The following is an 18,492-nucleotide window of genomic DNA, read 5'->3' as shown; positions in this document are numbered from 1 at the left end:
TTAATCGAAGGCCTCGTCGTTGGGGTTGGCGTAGGCCTTCTTCAGCGGTTCGCTCATCGGCAGCTCGAAGTTCACGTGCTTGGGCGGCACCGGTGCGGCAAACCATCTGGCGTAGAGCTTGTTGATCTCGCCGCTGCGGATCAGCCCCGTGATGGCGCCGTCGACCACCTGCTTGAAGCCAGGGTCGTCCTTGCGCATCATGAACGCGTAGGCCTCGAATGACTGCGGCGTACCCACCACCGCCCACTCCGCGGGATTGGGCGCCAGCGTGCGCGCGCCGGACAACAGCACGTCGTCCATCATGAATGCCGCCACCCGCCCGGACTGCAGGATCAGGAATGACTCGCCATAGTCCTTGGCGCTCTGGACGGTGATATTGGCCTGCTTCTCGTCGTTGAGCCGGCGCAGGATGCGCTCGGAGGTGGTGCCGGCGTTGGTCACCACCGCCTTGCCCGACAGGTCGGCGAAGTCGCGCACCGGACTGCCCTTCTTCACCAGCAAGCGCGTGCCCGCAACAAAGAAGGTGGTCGAGAACGCCACCTGCTGCTGGCGCGACTTCAGGTTGGTGGTGACGCCGCACTCCAGGTCCACGGTGCCGTTCTGCACCAGCGAGATCCGGTTCTGCGAGGTCACCGGCACCATGCGCACCTGCAGGCCGGGCACGCCGGTCTCGCGCTTCACTGCATCGACGACGCGATCACAGATGTCCTGCGAGAAGCCGATCACCTTCTGGTTGGCGTCGTAGTACGAAAACGGGATCGACGAGGTGCGGTGGCCGATGGCGATCGTGCCCGACGACTTGACCTTGCTGAGCGTCGGGCTGGCCGCCACGTCGGCAGCACCCACCGTGCCCGCGAATAACGCCAGTACGGCGGCGGCAAGTGGCTCCGCCAGGGGACGCTGCGAACTGCGCGGACAGGTGACTTGTGCTGCTTTCATACCAGGCTCTCCTTGGGTAGCGTTCACGCGATGCGCCTTTGCACCGGAATGCTAGGCAAATAGCAACAAGTGTTCCATCATGGATAACCATGAAACATATGTATTTTTCCCCGGCGTGGTGAAACAGACGCGTCCGGCGGCAGGCGGTTGCGTAGCCATGGGGGAGCCATGCGCCGCGCAGGTGCATGACGAACGATCTGTGTTGGGAAAGGACGGGCCGGAACGGCCTGGGGAAGGAAAAGGCGGAAAAGGCAGCGGGCGACTGTGGTGCCGCCCGCGGTGTATTGCCGGCTGCGGCCGACCGCGCGCGGCCTACTGCGAGCACTTCTCCCGGTACGCCTGCTGCAGCGACTTCTTCGGCCGGTCACGCTCCAGTTCCGGGATCATGCGGCCCTGGGCGGTCTCGATGGCTGGCTGGGTGGCGCGGTATTCGCGCTTGGGCGCTTCGGCAATCTGCGCGGCCAGGGCGCGGCATTCGTCCGACTGGATGCTGCCCGGCGTTGCCGCCGGGTCGGGACGGTAGGGCGTGGTGCCCTGCTGCACCGCTTCGTTGATGGCCGCGGCGGCGGCACTGTCCCCGTCCGGCCTCTGCGCATGCGCGCTGCAGGCCATCGCCAGGGCGGCGATGGCGGCAATGCGGATCAGGGTTCGCTGGCTCGGCATGATGACTTCTCTCCTGTGGCTCGATGAATTTATGCAAGGCTGCCAGCTTAATCGTTCGCGGCCTGCCTGACACTACCGGCATTTTCAGCATTTGCGGCGTCGATGCCACCTGCGACGGCTCCGCTGCCCTCCTTGTCTGCCCGGGTGCGCGCGGCCTCGCGCCAGCCCCGGCGCTGGCGCCGCATCTGCCCCAGCGCCATCCGGGTCATGCTGGCCCAGCCGGACGGCTGCGGATCGGCCAGCATGCTGAGCGCGCGTGCGTAGTCCAGCGTCAGGCCGGGCGTCCAGGCCATGGTCTTGGCGCGCTTGCGGATCTGCGCCGCCACCCACAATTCCGGCGTGGTCAGCAGGCGCCAGAGCGGCCGCCAGCCCCGGGCCTGGCGCCAGACCCGGGCCGACGCGCCTTCCAGCGCCGCTTCCAGCGCGTGCGAGACGGTGCTGGAACAGTTGCGGTCGGTCAGGTTGTAGGTGGTGTTCTGGCGGTAGGCGCTCCAGAAGCGGCCCAGGCGCTCGGGGTCATAGTTGCGGATGCGCACCTGCACCGTCGACGGGCACCAGGCGCGCGATTCGGTCTGGTAATCCGGCTGGAACTTGCCGCCCACGTCGTTTTCGCGGGTGGCGCGCAGGATGCGGGTGAATTCGTCTGGCGAGCGGTCGATTTCCTCGGCCGGGTACAGGCTGATATAGATACCCTCGGGCGATTCCAGCGCGGCATGGCCGGTGGAGATCACGCCGTCGCGGTCCACCGCGGCGATATAGCGGTCGACCAGCGGCTGGCGGCGCGCTTCGCCGCGGGCGGACCCGACCGGGGTCCAGACATGCACGGTCAGCGCATGCTCGCCGAGTTCGGGCGGGCCGTCCCAGAGGGTCATGTCGGGTGCATCGGCAGCACCAGCCGTATCGGTTGCCGGGGCGGCGGCGGCGGGAGCGGCCGGTTTGGCATCGGCTTCGTCCATGCCGGGGTTGTGGTCCAGCCGGCGCAGGCGTGAGGCCAGCAGCAGCATGTTCCAGCCGCCGAAGATCAGCCCCAGGGCCAGGCAATAGGGCACGGTGCCCACATAGTGGGTCGGGTACGGCTGGTAGAAGAAGATGGCCAGCGCGATCTCGAACATGCCGACGGCTACCGCCAGGCGCCAGGTGCGGAACCGTACCACGCGGGCCGAGACGATCTGCAGCAGCCCGTCGGCCAGGAACAGCGTGCCGAAAATCATCGACAGCACGAAGTTGCCGTGATGATGGCCGGCCAGGATCAGCACCGCGGCAAAGCAGAACGACACACCCTTGACCTGCCGCAGCGTGCGCTGCCCGCCGATGCCGGTGCGCGCCACCACCAGCGTTGCCAGCCCTTCGAGCAGCAACACCACCGCGAACGGCGTCATCGGGAAATAGATGGCGTTGTCCAGCGCATCGACAAACATGGCCACCCCCAGCAGCACGCTCAGGCAGCCCAGCCGCAGCAGGCCGCGCCAGCGCGTGCGCAGGTAGTCCACGCCCAGCAGGATCATCACCAGTCTTGCCATGTCAGGTCGTCCTCCTTCCGTTGCCGGGCCGCCGCTGAGCGCGGCCCGTGGTGGGGTCACATGAGCGGTGATTCCGCTAGGGAGCGCGGCGCCCGCCTCCTTCGTCGCGCTCAAGCTCCCAGTCGCGGCGCATCATCACATAGGTGAACGAGGTGGACCAGCCGATCAGGATCAGGCCGACCAGCGGCTCGATGCTGGCGATCAGGCGGCTGGCGCCCACCGGGACGATGTCGCCCAGGCTCTGCGTGGTGAAGGTCTCCAGCGCAAAATAGGCATAGACCAGCGCGCCTGGCTGCGTGTGAACGCCGGACACGCCGGCACTGCCCATCGCGGTCAGCCCGCCCAGGCCCAGCACGTGGTCGGCGAACCAGAAGCCCAGCGCAAACACCAGCGCTTCCAGGCAATGGACCACGATGATGCAGACGATCAGCACGCCGATGTTCATGCGCCCGCTCCAGCGCCGGGGATGTATCGCCGACAGCAGCCGCAGCGCCTCGTAGTGGATGCCGACCACGGTCACGGTCAGCACCGCGGCGCACAGCAGGGCCAGCGAATAGTGTTCGGCGGAGGTTTCCATGCGCAGCGGCAGAGCCTGGTCGGTGTCCGGGAGGATCGGGAACAGCGCGGGAAAAAAAAGCGCCCTCCAAAATAGCACTGGAAGGCGTTCAGGAAAACCAGGGAGCGGGGTGCGGCTGGCGCGCGGCCGTGCTCGTAGCCCTGGCAGAGGGTTGGTGGCGGCCGGGTGGCCGCCGCATGGATCAGCTGCTGCTCTTGCAGGAAAGACTGACGTACAGCGCGCCGCCCCATTTGAAGTTGCGGTTGCCACTGACCTGCACCTGGACAATGTCGTTAGCCGCCACCGTCGTCGTGGCCGGCGCCGAGCAAGTCCGCACGGTGGCGCCAAGCGAGCAGGCGGACGCGTCGGTGATGGCAAGCGGGGCGATCGTTTCCAGCGCCGCGCCGCTGGCGACACGGTATGCCGCCAGGGTGTACTTGACTTCGTCATCGGGCACGGTGCCCGCCAGGCTCGCGTTCAGGGTCAGGCCGCCACTGCAGCCCACCGGCATCACCGCGCCGAAATTCGGATCGATACTTTGGCGGTCCAGCCCGGTGCCGGTCATGACATAGGTGCCATTGCCATCCGGCGAGTTGTACACAGCGAAGTTGGCCGTGTAGATCGTCGCTCCGGCGCCGCCATTCCCGCCTGCCTCTCCTTGCTGGCCCTGGGGGCCGGTGGCGCCAGTCTCGCCGGTATCACCCTTTTCGCCCTTTTCGCCCTGCGGACCTTGCGCCCCGGCCGCGCCGTCGGACCCGGCCGGACCCGCCGGCCCGACCGGACCGGTCAGGCCGACCACGGAGACCCCGGCCGGCCAGCCTTCCGCCGTCTTCGGGCCGAACAGCGTGTTGGTGGTCGTATTGAGGTAGAAGCTGCCTTCGCCGCCATCGGCAGCGGTGGGATCTGCCGCGCCGTGCAGCAGCACGGCGCCGGGCGCGCCGGCTACGCCCTGCGGGCCGACCAGCGACACGCCGGCAGGCCAGGCCCCGCCAGCCTTGGGCCCGTAGAGCGTCGAGGTCGTGGCATTGAGGTAGAAGTCGCCGTCCGTGCCAGCGTCCGCCGTGGGCGCATTGGTGCCGGACAGGATGGTCTTGCCGTTCGCGCCGGCCGGGCCGGCCACACTGGCGGATGGCGCAGCGTTGGCCGGCGCGGAATCGCCGCCACCGCCACCGCAACCGGCGAGCAGGATGGCGAGGCAGGCGAGCGGGATCGCCGCAAGTCTCAGGTCAATGTGTTGCACGATGGAAGCCCCCCGGTTTCTCATTAACGGCATGCCCGGATCCGTGCCGGGTGAGCCCAATCTAGAGATCGCGGCGATTCCGATAAATCGTGCATTCGCACGGGCTGTTTCATTAATGAAGCGCGTTCCCGGAGCATCGGAAAACTGCTCCCGCTTCAATAGCGCCAACGCCCGTTTAAAATTCAGGTGACTCGGGATAATGCTTATGAAAATACCCGGATTGCCGCGCCTGGCGGTGACACGAAGGCTGCCCGGCCCAATTCAGAGCAGGCGGATTCAAGCATCATGCGACCGCATCCGTGCGTGTCGGCGCGACCAGAAAATACCGGCAATATCTCGCCCAAATGGTTGAGTTCCGGATGAGACGGCGTGACTCCGGGTTGTTCAAAAGCGAAACGAATAATCGCCATTTACCCCTTCGTGGGGGGATATGCGCATCACCGGCAAAACCAGCCGATTCATGCCGCACCCGGCCAGGTGCGGGACGGCGCGGCGATGGACTATGCTGGAAATCCCAACAGCGTCTTCGTGGAGGCCATCGTGCGCAAATATGTTCTTGTCCTTATGGCACTGCTGCTGGCCGGCGCCCCCGGCCTGGCGCTCGCCCATAACTGCCCCAATGAGATGAAGGCCATCGACGCCAAACTGTCGACCAGGCCGGCGCTGTCGCCAGAGGATTCCGCCAAGGTTGCCAAGCTGCGCGCCGACGGCGAGGCCTATCACAAGGCCGGCAAGCATGACGAAGCGATGAAATCGTTGCTCGAAGCGAAGAAGATCCTGGGGATCTGAGACCGATCGCAAAAGAAAGAGCCGCCACGCGCCCCGCGTGGCGGCTTTGTTTCTTTTCCCGCGGTCGTCGCCGCAGCAGGCTGGGTCAGGAACCCGATCCGACCTGCTGGACCACGCCGTTGGGCGCCACCAGGTAATATTCCGCGCCAATCCCGACCCAGCGCGTGCCCTTGCGCGGCGCGGGCAGGTTGTATTGCTTGTAGTCGTCGATCACATACTGGCGGTCCCTGAACTCGGTGGGCAGCCGGTCACCCTTCTTCCACTGCTGCACCTGCATATAGGGCGAGTTCTGCGCCGCCGGCGCGGAGGCGGCCATGGGATCCGTCATCGGCTTGGGCTTGGACTTGGCACCGCCCTGCGCCATCGCAAACGGCGCCGCCAGCACGCTTGCCGCCAGCAACAGCGCCGGCATCGCTTTCTTGGTCTTCATCGTGATCTCCTTGCGTACGGGAAAACCGAACTGCCGGAGGATCCGGACAGCATCTACCAGATTAGTCACAAATACGGACAACTGCGGCATCGGCCATCCATGGCGACGACGCTTCATATGACTGATGATGCATTCGGCTTGGCAGATTGTTCACAATTGTTTGCGGGTTGGCGCCCATTGGGGGGGAGCCGCTAACGTCACCCAAGACTAGAATGGGTCCTGACAGAAACAATTTGTTACGGGCGGCCGCTACGTAGTCTGTCAGCGGGCCGTGGCCCCGCGGCCCCGCCGCTGCGGGCGCGCACCGCCCGCTATGTTCCCTGGCTCACGCCCTGTTCACGGCGCTTCGCACGCGGGCACCCGTCCCTGCCAGAGAACCATAAAAACAGGGGACTCTCCGTGTTGCACGATGCTGGTCAATTCCTGGCCCTGGTCAATCCCGCCATTGCCATCCTGCTTTCGCTCTGCTTCCTGCTGGCCTGGAACCATGAGCGCACGCGGCACTATCTGCTGCAGCTCGGTGCCTGCTATTTGCTGTACGCGCTTGCCGTCGCCCTGCAGATCGTCTGGGTGCCGCGCAACGGCGGCGGCAACGCCACGGTCACCGGTGCGCTCTACCTGGGCAGTGCCGTGCTGATGCTGCGTGGCATGCTGGCGCGCATCGGCGCGCGCGTCGATACCTGCGCGCTGGTGTCGCTGCCGCTGGCCCTGTTTGCGGCGCTTGCCTGGTTTGATTTCGTGCAGCCCCAGTTGGTCGCCCGCATTTACATCCTGAATATCGGCATCGCGCTGATCCTGCTGCTGGGGATCGCGCCGCTTGCCCGCCTGCGCACGGGCAGCACCGCGGACCGGGTGCTGTTCTGGGTCTTCCTGTTGTTTGCCCTCCATTTCCTGCCGCGCACGGTACTGACCATTGCTCCGGCCACCGGACAGGACGCTGCCGCCTTCACCCGCTCGGCCTATTGGCTGTGGCTGCAGGTCACGCTGGCATTGCTGCTGCTCACGCTGGCGCTGGCGCTGCTGGCGGCGGCCATGCAGGACGTGATCGACGGCCTGCGGCATGAACGCGACACCGATCCGCTGACGCAGCTGCACACGCGCCGCAGCCTGGAGGCGCTGGCCGCGCGCGAAATCCCGCCACCTCAGGGCAAGCCGCTGAGTGTGCTGCTTTGCGACCTCGACTTCTTCAAGTTCATCAACGACAACTACGGCCACAGCGCCGGCGACGCGGTGCTGGCGCAAATCGGCCGGATCATCGCCGCCGGCGTCCGCCGGCGCGATATCGCCGCGCGCCTGGGCGGCGAGGAGTTCGTCGTGCTGTTGCCCGATACCCCGCCCGATGCAGCCTTGCACCTGGCCGAACGGTTGCGCCAGACGCTGGAGAGCTCGGAAATGGACGTGCTGCCGGGCATGCACTCGGTGACCGCCAGCTTTGGCGTGGCCACGCTGCGGCCCGGCGAAGACCTGGAAGCACTGCTGATGCGCGTGGACAACGTGCTGTATGCGGCCAAGAACAAGGGCAGGAATTGCGTGGAGTGGGAACGGGAGGCCGGCATGCCGGTGCTGGCATGATGCTCGGCTATGCAACCGCAGGCGCATCGCCCACAGCGAACTCGGGCCCGTCATAGCCCTCCGCCACGGCCACGCCGCCATCGAGCAAGCGCTGGCTCCAGTGGTCGATCGCCGCGCGCGCGGCCGTGCTGACATCGCGGCCCAGGGCGAGCCGAACGGCCGCCGGCGCTTCCAGCCCGAAGCTGTGGATGGTTCCCCATGCGATCCGGTCCCGCTTGAAATCCCCGATCGCCAGCTCGACGCACAGGCCGCTGTCGGCCACCGCGGAAGCCAGGAAGACATCGGGATGCCTGCTGGTCCAGTCGAGCACGTTGCCGATCTGGCGGATGCCCGCGGCACGGCAGGCGGAGATGGCACCGTCGCGGCCACCGTCGATCATCGCAAATACGATATCGGCGCCGGCGCGGGCCTGCGCGGCAACCGCGCCGCCGGCCAATGCCGGATCGTGCTGGTTGCCGCAGAAGGTCGTGAGTGCCGGCAGGCCAGGCACCACGCTGCGCACGCCATGGAGAAACGCCGCGCGCCCCTTCAGCCCGGGGCACACCTTCTCGCCCGACAAATGGGCAACCACGCCGGTGCGCGAATCCATCGCCGCCAGCACGCCCGCAAGGAAGGCGGACTGTTCCTGCAACACCGCATAGCTCGCGGTGTTGGCGCACAGCACGCTGCCCTGCGTGACCACGAAGCGCCGGGCGGGATGGCGAGCCGCGGCAACCGAAACGGGATAGTCCCCCTGTCCGCCATGCGCAACGATCAGGTCCGGACCGGTCTCGCACAGCGCCAGCAGCGCTGCGGCACGCGCCTGTGGATCCGGATCGGCAATCCACGTCACCGCCAAGTCGTGGCCGGCATTGCGTGCGCGCATGGCGCCGACATGCCCGGCTTCGTTGAAGCTGCCGCGTCCTTCGGGTCCGAACAGCACTACCTGGATGCGCGCGCTCATGACAGCGTCGCCCCGGTTGCCGCGACCACAGGACCCCAGGCCTGCGCCTGCTGGCGTACGTAGGCGGCGAACTCATCGGGCCGGCGCTCGGCCAGCACAAAGCCCTGGGCCTCCAGGCGGCCGCGCAGGGCCGGTTGTTGCAGGATGACCTGCAGTTGTTGATGCAAGCGTTGCACGATGTCCTCGGGCAGGTTGGCCGGCGCGGAGACGCCGACGAAATTTTCGGCCACCAGGCCGGGATAGCCGGCTTGCGCCACGGTGGGCAGCTGGGGCGCCTGCGGCACGCGTTGCGCCGAGGTCACCGCCAGCAGGCGCAAGGCGCCGGACTGCAGCAATGGCAGGTTCTGCGGCAGGGCATCCACCGCAAACGGGATCTGTCCGCCGAGCAGGTCGGCGCGCATCGGACCCGCGCCCTTGTATGGCACGTGCGTCAGCCGTAACCCCGCCTGCTGGCCAAACAGCTCGCCGACGATATGCGCCACCGACGCCGCCCCGCCACTGCCGAACGGCACGGGGTCGCGCTGCGCGCGGATCCACGCCGCCAGCTCCGCGAGGTTGCGCGCCGGCACCGACGGATGCACGGCAAAGACCGTCGGCACCGCGCCGATGTAATGCACGTGCGTGAAGCTGCGTACCGGGTCGTAGGCGGGCCGCCTGAGCAGGAACGGCGAGATGCTCAGCGCCGCCGAGTTCGACATCAGCAGCGTGTAGCCGTCATTGGGTGCCGCGGCGACCGCTGCCGCGCCAATCGTCGATCCCGCCCCCGGCCGGTTGTCGGTCACGAATGGCTGCCCCAGCTTTTCCTGCAGCACCGGTGCCAGCAGCCGCGCCACGATGTCGCTGGACCCGCCCGGCGGGAAGGTCACCACCAGCCGTACCGGATGGCGCGGCCATGCCGTGGCGCCGCTGTCCGCGCGCGCCGGCATCCCCGGCAATGCCGGCGCGGCCAGCGCCGCGGCAAGGAACTGTCTTCTCGAAATCACGATGGCCCTCCGGCTTTACAAGCGATGGCGCAGGCCGACGCCGCCGCCGAACTTGTTGCCACGCACGCCCATGAAGGCGGGCAGCGCATAGCTGCCGCTGATGCGGTTGAAATCGGCTTCCGCATAGACGCTAGTGCGTCTGGACAAGCTGTACTCAGCCACGCTGGTCAGCATCAGCCGGTGGCCGCTGGCGGCGGTCTGCCGGTCATAGCCGGCCGCCAGCGACAACGCCAGCGCGGGCGTTGCCTGCACCGTGGCGCCGCCGGTCAGCACATGATTGCGGGTCGGGCTCAGGTGATAGCGGTTGTCCAGGTAGCCGAGCGCCAGCTTGACGCGCCCCAGCTGGCTGCTGCCGCCGATGCCCCAGATCGTGCGCTTCTCTTCGTTCGCCAGGGCACTGGTGCTCTGGAACAGGGCGCCCACGTCGATCCGTGCCGTGATCCAGGCCAGCGCCAGCCCCCGGCTGCTGCTGGCCGCCGCATCGCCCGGCACTTCGCCGAAGGTGTAGTGCGCCGTCGCCGAGAATGCGTTCCACTGGCCCGCGTACTTCGCCATGTTGTCTTGCCGCGGACCGGTATAGCCGTTGAGGATGGCCACCGCATCGAGATTGGGATGGCCATAGGGCTGGAAGCGGAAGGTCGCGTCATAGGCCGTGGTGAACTGGCGGCCGACCGTCAGCTTCCCCCACGCCAGGTGCTCGATCCCCAGGTACGACTGCCGGCCGAACAGCCGGCCTGTACCCTGCGTGCCGACCTGTCCGTAGTTCGACGCCGCAGTGCCTTGCAGCGAAGTGCCCGTAGCCAGGTCGAAGCCGCTTTCCAGGTTGAACAGCGCCGACCATCCCGCACCCAGCGCCTCATTGCCGCGCACGCCCCAGCGCGAGCCGCTGAAGTAGCCCTCGCTCAGTTCAGCCAGGCTCTGGTCCCCGCGGTTGTTGTCCGAGTATCGGACCATGGTGTCGATCAGGCCGTAGACCGATATGGAAGTCGATACTGATTGCGCCAGCGCTTGCTGCGCAACGCCGCAGATCGCCCCCGCCAGCACGCCCGTGAGCGCCATGGCGTGACTGCGCCTTGTGTTCCCCACCTTCACGCACCACCCTCCATTTTGCATACAAATTAAGAATGCAAAATATAGGGGGTGGCCGCACATCCGCATACGAATGTGTGCGCATGAGGAAATGCGGTTTGCGCGGAGAATGCGGGCGCAAAAAAGCCCGCGTAGCGGGCTTTCGGGGTGATGCGTGAAGCGAGGTAGGTTTTAGAACGGAATATCGTCGTCCATATCCTCGAAACCATTCGAGGCCGGCTGCTGCGGACGGCGTGCCGCGCCACCGCTCTGGCCGCCACCCTGGGCACCGCCCTGGCCGCCGCGGGCGCCACCGCCGTAGCCGCCGCCCGACGCTTCGCGGCTGTAGCCACCGCCGCCTGCGCCGCCACCGTAGCCGCCTTCGTCACCGCCACCGCCGCCGCCCTGGCGCGAACCCAGCATCTGCATCTGGTCGGCAACGATTTCAGTGGAGTACTTGTCCTGGCCCGACTGGTCCTGCCACTTGCGCGTGCGGATGCGGCCTTCGATATAGACCGACGATCCCTTGCGCAGGTACTGGCCGGCGATTTCGGCGATCTTGCCGAAGAACGAGACGCGGTGCCATTCCGTGGCCTCCTTCATCTCGCCGCTCTGCTTGTCCTTGTAGCGATCGGTGGTCGCCAGGCGGATATTGGTCACGGCGTCGCCGCTGGGCAGGTAGCGGGTTTCCGGGTCTGCGCCGAGGTTGCCGACGAGAATGACTTTGTTGACCGATGCCATGTGAATGTTCTCCAAAAGCCACGCGCTGTGTTGAAAAGCGTGGCAATACGATGACGGTAAAGCGGATGTAGTGTGACGCGATACTGCGGTGACGTAAACGAACATCGCGCCCCCGGCCAGACGTCGGGTGGCGCGATCATGCTAGCCCTTTTCCAGGCCGGATTCTTTACGATGTGATGCAGGTCAGGCCGGCGTTGCCGGTGCAGCTTCCTGCCCGCGCGCCGGCGGCGCCTTCATGCTCCAGGCGATTATAAGCCAGAGCAACAGCACCACCGCGCAACCGACGAACACGGCGCTGCGCCCCTCGTGCTTGAGCAGCCAGCCACCAGCCGCGCCGCCCAGGAACAGGCCCAGCGCCTGCGTGGTGTTGTAGACGCCCAGGGCCGCGCCGCGCGCGGCCGCGGCGTAGCGCGACACCAGCGACGGCTGCATCGCCTCCAGCACGTTGAACGCGACGAAGAAGAGCAGCAGGACGCCGACGATGGCCCACAGCCCGTGCACGGCGGCAAACAGCAGCTGCACCGCGGTCATCAGCGCGACCGCGCCCAGCAGCACCGGGCGCACGCGGCCGTAGCGCTCGGCCGCCATCATCGGGCCCAGCATCAGCACGAAGGACACCAGCACCACCGGCAAGTAGACCTTCCAGTGCTGGTCCAGCGGCATGCCGGCATCGGCCAGCATGGCGGGCACCACCATGAACATGGCCACCTGCGAAGCGTGCAGCGCCAGCACGCCGACATTCAGGCGCGCCAGGTCGGCGTTGAGCAGCACCTTTCGGAACGGCAGGCGCACCGGATGCGGCGGCGGCGGGGTCGGCACCAGGAACAGCGTCACGCCGATGGCCACCAGCCCCAGCACCGACATCAGCCCGAAGATGCCGGACATGCCGATGCTGTGCAGCAGCGGCGAGGCGATCACCAGCGACAGCGCGAAGGTCAGGCCGATGCTGCCGCCCACCATTGCCATCGCCTTGGTGCGATGGCGCTCGCGCGTCAGGTCGGCGATGCAGGCGGTGATGGCCGCGGAGATCGCGCCCATCCCCTGCAGCGCGCGGCCGGCGATGATGCCGCTGAGCGTGTCGGAGAAGGCGGCCACCAGCCCGCCGGCGATGAACAGCAGCAGCCCGGCCACCATCACCGGCTTGCGCCCGATGCGGTCGGACAGCCAGCCCAGCGGGATGTGCAGGAATGCCTGCATCAGGCCATAGATGCCCATGGCCAGGCCCACGCGCTGGGCGTCGTGCCCGTCGGGCAGGCTGTGCGCGAATTCGGCAAAAACGGGCAGGATCAGGAACAGGCCAAGCATGCGCAGCGCGAAGATGCTGGCCAGCGACACGGCGGCGCGCAGCTCGGCGCGGGTCATGCGTTCGCGGGCGGGGGCCTGGGATGCGTCAGCGGCACCCGCACCCGGGGAGGAAGACTGGATCGACGGCATTGCGATCGTGGGATCGTGGAATCTGTCAGGCTGGCTGCCGGTGCATCGCAACGGCAGTTTCGATCGGGATCGCGGGGGGAAGTTGCCGCCCGGAACCCGGGGCCGGCGGCGGCTTCGCCGGGCGCCTGCATGGCGCGGGCAACCCCGGAAACCGAAGTTGGGTATATTAACAGGTTTGCTCCTTCGCGCTTCCCGGGTCACCTGGCCATGCCAGCTGGCCCCCGGGCGTGTGCCCGGGCGCGCATTCCGGCCGTCGCCAGCGGTCGGAAGTGCCAAATACGGTACTTGTTTCTGGGTTTTGCGATTCCTTCAGACAGCCTTGCCAACCCCGGCAGGGCGGCCTGTCTGGCGACGACTTTTCGGCATATGGAAGAAATCAAGATCCGTGGGGCGCGTACCCACAACCTGAAGAACATCAATCTCGACCTGCCGCGCAACCGGCTGATCGTGATCACCGGCCTGTCGGGCTCGGGCAAGTCCTCGCTCGCCTTCGACACGCTCTATGCCGAAGGCCAGCGCCGCTACGTGGAGTCGCTGTCCGCCTATGCCCGCCAGTTCCTGCAGCTGATGGAAAAGCCGGACGTGGACCTGATCGAGGGGCTGTCGCCCGCGATCTCGATCGAGCAGAAAGCCACCAGCCACAACCCGCGCTCCACGGTCGGCACCGTCACCGAGATCCACGACTACCTGCGCCTGCTGTATGCGCGCGCCGGCACGCCCTACTGCCCCGACCACAACCTGCCGCTGCAGGCGCAGAGCGTATCGCAGATGGTGGACGCCGCGCTGGCACTGCCGGAAGACACCAAGCTGATGATCCTGGCGCCGGTGGTGGCCGACCGCAAGGGCGAGCACTCGGACCTGTTCGACAGCATGCAGGCGCAGGGCTTCGTGCGCTTTCGCATCCGCTCGGGCGGCGGCGCCGCGCACGAGGCCGAGGCCAAGGTCTATGAGGTCGATGCGCTGCCGAAACTGAAAAAGACCGAGAAGCACACCATTGAAGTGGTGGTGGACCGCGTCAAGGTGCGCGCCGACATCAAGCAGCGCCTGGCCGAGTCGTTCGAGACCGCGTTGCGCCTGGCCGATGGGCGCGCGCTTGCGCTGGAACTCGACAGCGGCAAGGAGCATATGTTCAGCTCCAAGTTTGCCTGCCCGATCTGCTCGTATTCGCTGCAGGAGCTGGAGCCGCGGCTGTTCTCGTTCAACAACCCGATGGGCGCCTGCCCGAGCTGCGACGGGCTGGGCCAGATCACCTTCTTCGACCCAAAGCGCGTGGTGGCCTTCCCCAACCTGTCGCTGGCCTCGGGCGCGATCAAGGGCTGGGACCGCCGCAACCAGTTCTACTTCCAGATGCTGCAAGGCCTGGCCGCGTACTACGACTTCGACACCGAGACGCCGTTCGAGGAGCTGCCGGAAAACGTGCAGCAGTCGGTGCTGCACGGCTCGGGCGAGCAGGAGATCCCGTTCACCTATATCAACGAACGCGGCCGCACCACCGTGCGCGAGCATGTGTTCGAAGGGATCATCCCCAACCTGGAGCGCCGCTACCGCGAAACCGATTCGGTCGCCGTGCGCGAGGAACTGGCCAAGTACCAGAACAACCAGCCCTGCCCCGCCTGCCACGGCACCCGCCTGCGCACCGAGGCGCGCCACGTCAAGCTGGGCGAGGGCGAGCAGGCGCGCGCGATCTTCGAGATCAACGGCTGGCCGCTGCGCGACGCGCTGACATACTTCCTGACGCTGGACATGCACGGCGCCAAGCGCGAGATCGGCGACAAGATCATCAAGGAGATCTCGGCGCGGCTGAACTTCCTGAACAACGTCGGGCTGGACTACCTGTCATTGGAGCGCAGCGCCGATACGCTGTCGGGCGGCGAGGCCCAGCGCATCCGGCTGGCTTCGCAGATCGGCTCGGGACTGACCGGCGTGATGTATGTGCTGGACGAACCCTCGATCGGCCTGCACCAGCGCGACAACGACCGCCTGATCGGCACGCTCAAGCACCTGCGCGACATCGGCAACTCGGTGCTGGTGGTCGAGCATGACGAGGACATGATCCGCGCCTGCGACTACGTAGTCGACATCGGCCCGGGCGCCGGCGTGCACGGCGGCATGATCGTGGCCGAGGGCACGCCGCGGCAGATCGAGGAGTCGCCGGCATCGCTGACCGGGCAATACCTGTCCGGCCAGCGCCGCATCGAGGTGCCGAAGGAACGCGCCGCGCCCGACGATGAGCGCCTGCTGCGCATTGTCAACGCCAGCGGCAACAACCTGCGCAACGTCACCGCCGAGGTGCCGGTGGGCTTGCTGACCTGCATCACCGGCGTGTCCGGCTCGGGCAAGTCGACGCTGATCAACGACACGCTCTACCACGCGGTGGCGCGCCACCTGTACGGCTCAACACCGGAGCCGGCGCCGCATGACCGCATCGAGGGGCTGGAGCATTTCGACAAGGTCATCAACGTCGACCAGAGCCCGATCGGCCGCACGCCGCGCTCCAACCCGGCCACCTACACCGGCCTGTTCACGCCCATCCGCGAACTGTTCGCCGGCGTGCCGTCGGCCAAGGAGCGCGGCTACGATCCGGGCCGCTTCTCGTTCAACGTCAAGGGCGGGCGCTGCGAGTCCTGCCAGGGCGACGGCGTGCTCAAGGTCGAGATGCACTTCCTGCCGGACGTCTATGTGCCCTGCGATGTCTGCCACGGCAAGCGCTACAACCGCGAGACGCTGGAGGTGCTGTACAAGGGCAAGAACATCTCCGAGGTACTGGACCTGACCGTCGAACAGGCGCATGAGTTCTTCAGCGCCGTGCCGGTGGTGCGGCGCAAGCTGCAGACGCTGCTGGACGTGGGCCTGGGCTATATCCGGCTGGGGCAGTCGGCGACCACGCTGTCGGGCGGCGAGGCGCAGCGCGTCAAGCTGTCGCTGGAACTGTCCAAGCGCGATACCGGGCGCACGCTCTATATCCTGGACGAGCCCACCACCGGGCTGCACTTCCATGACATCGAACTGCTGCTCAAGGTCATCCACAAGCTGCGCGACCAGGGCAATACCGTGGTCATCATCGAGCACAACCTGGACGTCATCAAGACCGCGGACTGGCTGATCGACATGGGGCCGGAAGGCGGCGCCGGCGGCGGGCAGGTGATCGCGCGCGGCACGCCGGAGGATGTGGCCAGGAGCAAGGCCAGCTTTACCGGCAAGTACCTGGCGCCGCTGCTAAAGCGCGCATAGGGGTGTGCAGGCGCATGCGGGCCGGTGGCGCCGCGCCGCTTGCATTCACCACCCCGCGCCCTACCATGAACCCGATGGCGGCAAGCCCTGCGGCCATTCGGGAGCCTGTCATGGAACTGTCGGTCGTGTCGGTCACCAAGCCGGAAGCCACCAACTTCATCTTCGGCCAGTCGCATTTCATCAAGACCGTGGAAGACCTGCACGAGGCGCTGGCCGGCACCGTGCCGGGCATCCTCTTCGGGCTGGCGTTCTGCGAGGCCTCGGGCAAGCGCCTGGTGCGCTGGTCGGGCACAGATGAAGACCTGATCGACCTGGCCTGCGAAAACGCCCGCGCCATCGGCGCCGGGCATACCTTCCTGATCTTCCTCGGCGACGGCTTCTTTCCAGTGAACGTGCTGGCCGCGGTGCGGGCGGTACCGGAGGTGTGCCGCATCTTCTGCGCAACGGCCAACCCGACCCAGGTGATCATCGCCCAGACCGATGCCGGGCGTGGCGTGGTGGGCGTGATCGATGGCGCCTCGCCGCTGGGGATCGAGACCGATGCCGATGTGGCCGAGCGCAAGGCGCTGCTGCGGAAGTTCGGCTACAAGCTCTAGCGTCGCCGCTCAATGCTGCGCTGCCTGCACGGTCGACACCGTCGGCAGGTCGTCTTCCTTCATCCGGCTGCGGTTGAGCACCCCAGCCTGCTCCAGCACCGGATAAGCCGTCGCACAGAACAGCGAATTCAGGCGCTTCAGTTCGCTGATCACATCCAGGTGCAATGAGCTGGTCTCGATGCTCTCGGCGGTCTGCACCGCCACGCGCTGCAGGTGGGTGCGCGCGTACTTGCGCTCCAGCTCGCGGAAGTTCGCTTTCTCGGCCATCAGCGCCTGCGCGCTCTTGAGGTCGCCGTTGAGGAACACCGACAGGCCCAGCCGTAGGTTGGCGACCAGGCGTGCGTGCATCTCTGCGATCTCCTGCATGCCCGCCTCGGAGAACATCAGGTTGTGGGCGATCTTCTTGTCCTTGGTATCGAGCAGGATGCGCTCGATGATGTCGCCCGCGTGTTCCAGGTTGATGGTGAGCGAGATGATCTCGGTCCAGCGCTGGCCGTCGCGCTCGTCCAGCGCTTCCAGGCTGATGCGGGTCAGGTAGAGCTTGATCGCGGTGTAGAGGTCGTCCACCTCATTGTCGATGCGGCAGGTGGCGTCGGCCAGCTTGGCGTCGTTGGTGCGCAGCACGCGCAGCATGTTGTCCAGCATCTGCTCGACGCGGTCGCCGATGCGCAGCACTTCGCGCGCGGCGTTGGCCAGCGCGAGCGTGGGCGTGGTCAGCGCGGCCGTATCGAGGTGGCGCGGCGTGACCTGGCTGTCGCCGGTGTTGCGCCCGGGCAGCACCTTCTCGCACAGGCGCGCCAGCGGCGCGGTGGCGCCCAGCAGCAGCACCGCCAGCGCGACGTTGAACAGCAGGTGGAAATTAACGATCAGCCGTTGCGGGTCATGGTCCAGCAGCGCCAGCAGCTCTTCGGCCTGGCCCAGCAGCGGCAGCGCCACCAGGCAGCCCAGCAGGCGCGACAGCAGGTTGCCCAGCGTCACGCGCTTGCCCGGCTGGTTGTTGCCCGAGGTGGTCAGCAGCGCCGAGATGCCCGAACCCAGGTTGGCCCCCAGCACCAGCGCCAGCGCCACGTGGATCGACACCACGCCGGCCGACGCCAGCGCGCCGCAGAACAGCACCACGGCCAGGCTGGAATAGCACAGGATGGTCAGGAAGGCACCGACCAGCATGTCCAGCCCCGAGTCGCCGGTCAGCGAGGCGAACAGCACCTTGACGCCGGCGGCCTGCACCACGGGACGGGTGGCGATGGAGATCAGTTCCAGCGCCAGCGTGATCAGCCCCAGGCCGATCAGCACGCGGCCGACGTGGCCGGGCTTGCTGCCCTTCCAGGTCAGGTGGCAGATCACGCCAACGAAGATCAGCAGCGGCGACAGCCATGACAGGTCCAGCGAGAACACCTGCACCATCAGCGCGGTGCCGACGTTGGCGCCGAGCATGATGGCCAGCGCCGGCGCCACGGCGATCAGGCCCTGGCCGACGAAGGAGCTGACGATGACCGCGGTGGCGTTGCTGCTCTGGACCAGGCCCGTGACGCCGAGCCCGGCAAGGAAGGCGGTGAAGCGGTTGGAGACGCTGGTCGACAGGACATGGCGCAGGTTCGCACCGTAGACGCGCAGGATGCCGACCTTGACGATGTTGGTGCCCCAGACGAGCAGGGCAACGCCTGATAGCAGGTGAAGGAGTACGCCCATTGTGCGCCTTTGTGTGTCCAGTGCCGACAAAACCCTGGAGGCTCGGCCCGGTCATCGTGTAGTTGTCAATGGGGCATTATGCGCCCGCCACCCGACAG

Annotated in this window: 16 protein-coding genes; 4 read left to right on the top strand and 12 right to left on the bottom strand. The window is 66.9% G+C overall.

All coding sequences use genetic code 11. From position 1 onward, the window contains the following. The 5 genes from KB879_RS02430 to KB879_RS02410 form a co-directional block, all read right to left on the bottom strand. Positions 1–939, bottom strand: coding sequence for a glutamate/aspartate ABC transporter substrate-binding protein (locus KB879_RS02430; protein WP_211980682.1), 939 nt, complete (start codon positions 937–939; stop codon positions 1–3). A gap of 312 nt (positions 940–1,251) precedes the next feature. Next, positions 1,252–1,602 carry a hypothetical protein gene (locus KB879_RS02425; RefSeq protein WP_013955499.1) on the bottom strand — a complete coding sequence of 117 codons (351 nt, stop codon included), beginning with the start codon at positions 1,600–1,602 and terminating at the stop codon, positions 1,252–1,254. A 47-nt stretch (positions 1,603–1,649) separates the two neighbouring features. Further along, positions 1,650–3,122, bottom strand: a complete 1,473-nt coding sequence (locus tag KB879_RS02420; protein WP_211980681.1) for an HdeD family acid-resistance protein — start codon at positions 3,120–3,122, stop codon at positions 1,650–1,652. A 76-nt stretch (positions 3,123–3,198) separates the two neighbouring features. After that, positions 3,199–3,699 carry a two pore domain potassium channel family protein gene (locus tag KB879_RS02415; protein WP_153953212.1) on the bottom strand — a complete coding sequence of 167 codons (501 nt, stop codon included), beginning with the start codon at positions 3,697–3,699 and terminating at the stop codon, positions 3,199–3,201. 181 nt (positions 3,700–3,880) lie between these two features. After that, positions 3,881–4,918 (bottom strand): collagen-like protein, encoded by a 1,038-nt coding sequence (locus KB879_RS02410; protein WP_249221244.1) that lies wholly within the window; start codon positions 4,916–4,918, stop codon positions 3,881–3,883. 495 nt (positions 4,919–5,413) lie between these two features. Between KB879_RS02410 and KB879_RS02405 the strand changes: the two genes are divergently transcribed. Next, the gene (locus KB879_RS02405; protein ID WP_211982104.1) at positions 5,414–5,707 is read left to right on the top strand and encodes a hypothetical protein; all 294 of its coding nucleotides are present in this window, start codon (positions 5,414–5,416) and stop codon (positions 5,705–5,707) included. 85 nt (positions 5,708–5,792) lie between these two features. Here KB879_RS02405 and KB879_RS02400 read toward each other — a convergent pair whose 3' ends face one another. Continuing rightward, positions 5,793–6,137, bottom strand: coding sequence for an RcnB family protein (locus KB879_RS02400; protein WP_211980679.1), 345 nt, complete (start codon positions 6,135–6,137; stop codon positions 5,793–5,795). A 399-nt stretch (positions 6,138–6,536) separates the two neighbouring features. Here KB879_RS02400 and KB879_RS02395 point away from each other — a divergent pair, with 399 nt between their 5' ends. Further along, positions 6,537–7,709, top strand: coding sequence for a GGDEF domain-containing protein (locus KB879_RS02395; protein ID WP_211980678.1), 1,173 nt, complete (start codon positions 6,537–6,539; stop codon positions 7,707–7,709). A 7-nt stretch (positions 7,710–7,716) separates the two neighbouring features. On the opposite strand, the gene KB879_RS02390 is transcribed toward KB879_RS02395, so the two are convergent. From KB879_RS02390 to KB879_RS02370, 5 genes are all read right to left on the bottom strand, one after another. Continuing rightward, positions 7,717–8,652 carry a BMP family ABC transporter substrate-binding protein gene (locus tag KB879_RS02390; RefSeq protein WP_211980677.1) on the bottom strand — a complete coding sequence of 312 codons (936 nt, stop codon included), beginning with the start codon at positions 8,650–8,652 and terminating at the stop codon, positions 7,717–7,719. Next, positions 8,649–9,635: a tripartite tricarboxylate transporter substrate binding protein gene (locus KB879_RS02385; protein WP_013955491.1), complete on the bottom strand. Its 987-nt coding sequence runs from the start codon at positions 9,633–9,635 to the stop codon at positions 8,649–8,651. Before KB879_RS02385 ends, KB879_RS02390 begins: the two co-directional genes overlap by 4 nt. A 15-nt stretch (positions 9,636–9,650) precedes the next feature. Then, positions 9,651–10,694 carry a porin gene (locus tag KB879_RS02380; RefSeq protein WP_228772307.1) on the bottom strand — a complete coding sequence of 348 codons (1,044 nt, stop codon included), beginning with the start codon at positions 10,692–10,694 and terminating at the stop codon, positions 9,651–9,653. A 201-nt stretch (positions 10,695–10,895) separates the two neighbouring features. Further along, positions 10,896–11,444 (bottom strand): single-stranded DNA-binding protein, encoded by a 549-nt coding sequence (locus KB879_RS02375; RefSeq protein WP_013955485.1) that lies wholly within the window; start codon positions 11,442–11,444, stop codon positions 10,896–10,898. Positions 11,445–11,627: 183 nt separating this feature from the next. Then, entirely contained in the window at positions 11,628–12,878 is a 1,251-nt protein-coding gene (locus KB879_RS02370; RefSeq protein WP_013955484.1) for an MFS transporter, read from the bottom strand. 366 nt (positions 12,879–13,244) lie between these two features. On the opposite strand from KB879_RS02370, the gene uvrA reads away from it, so the two are divergent. Together uvrA and KB879_RS02360 are read left to right on the top strand one after the other, a co-directional pair. Beyond that, positions 13,245–16,109: an excinuclease ABC subunit UvrA gene (gene uvrA / locus KB879_RS02365; RefSeq protein WP_153953207.1), complete on the top strand. Its 2,865-nt coding sequence runs from the start codon at positions 13,245–13,247 to the stop codon at positions 16,107–16,109. Positions 16,110–16,219: 110 nt separating this feature from the next. Beyond that, positions 16,220–16,705, top strand: coding sequence for an adenosine-specific kinase (locus tag KB879_RS02360; protein WP_211980675.1), 486 nt, complete (start codon positions 16,220–16,222; stop codon positions 16,703–16,705). Positions 16,706–16,714: 9 nt separating this feature from the next. On the opposite strand, the gene KB879_RS02355 is transcribed toward KB879_RS02360, so the two are convergent. Continuing rightward, the gene (locus tag KB879_RS02355) at positions 16,715–18,394 is read right to left on the bottom strand and encodes a Na/Pi cotransporter family protein (RefSeq protein WP_013955481.1); all 1,680 of its coding nucleotides are present in this window, start codon (positions 18,392–18,394) and stop codon (positions 16,715–16,717) included. Between the last annotated feature and the right edge of the window lie 98 nt (positions 18,395–18,492).

The organism is Cupriavidus sp. KK10 (genome assembly GCF_018223725.1).
Classification (GTDB): domain Bacteria; phylum Pseudomonadota; class Gammaproteobacteria; order Burkholderiales; family Burkholderiaceae; genus Cupriavidus; species Cupriavidus necator.
The sequence above is the reverse complement of the archived record's forward strand: the minus strand, read 5'-3'. Positions and strand labels throughout refer to the sequence as shown.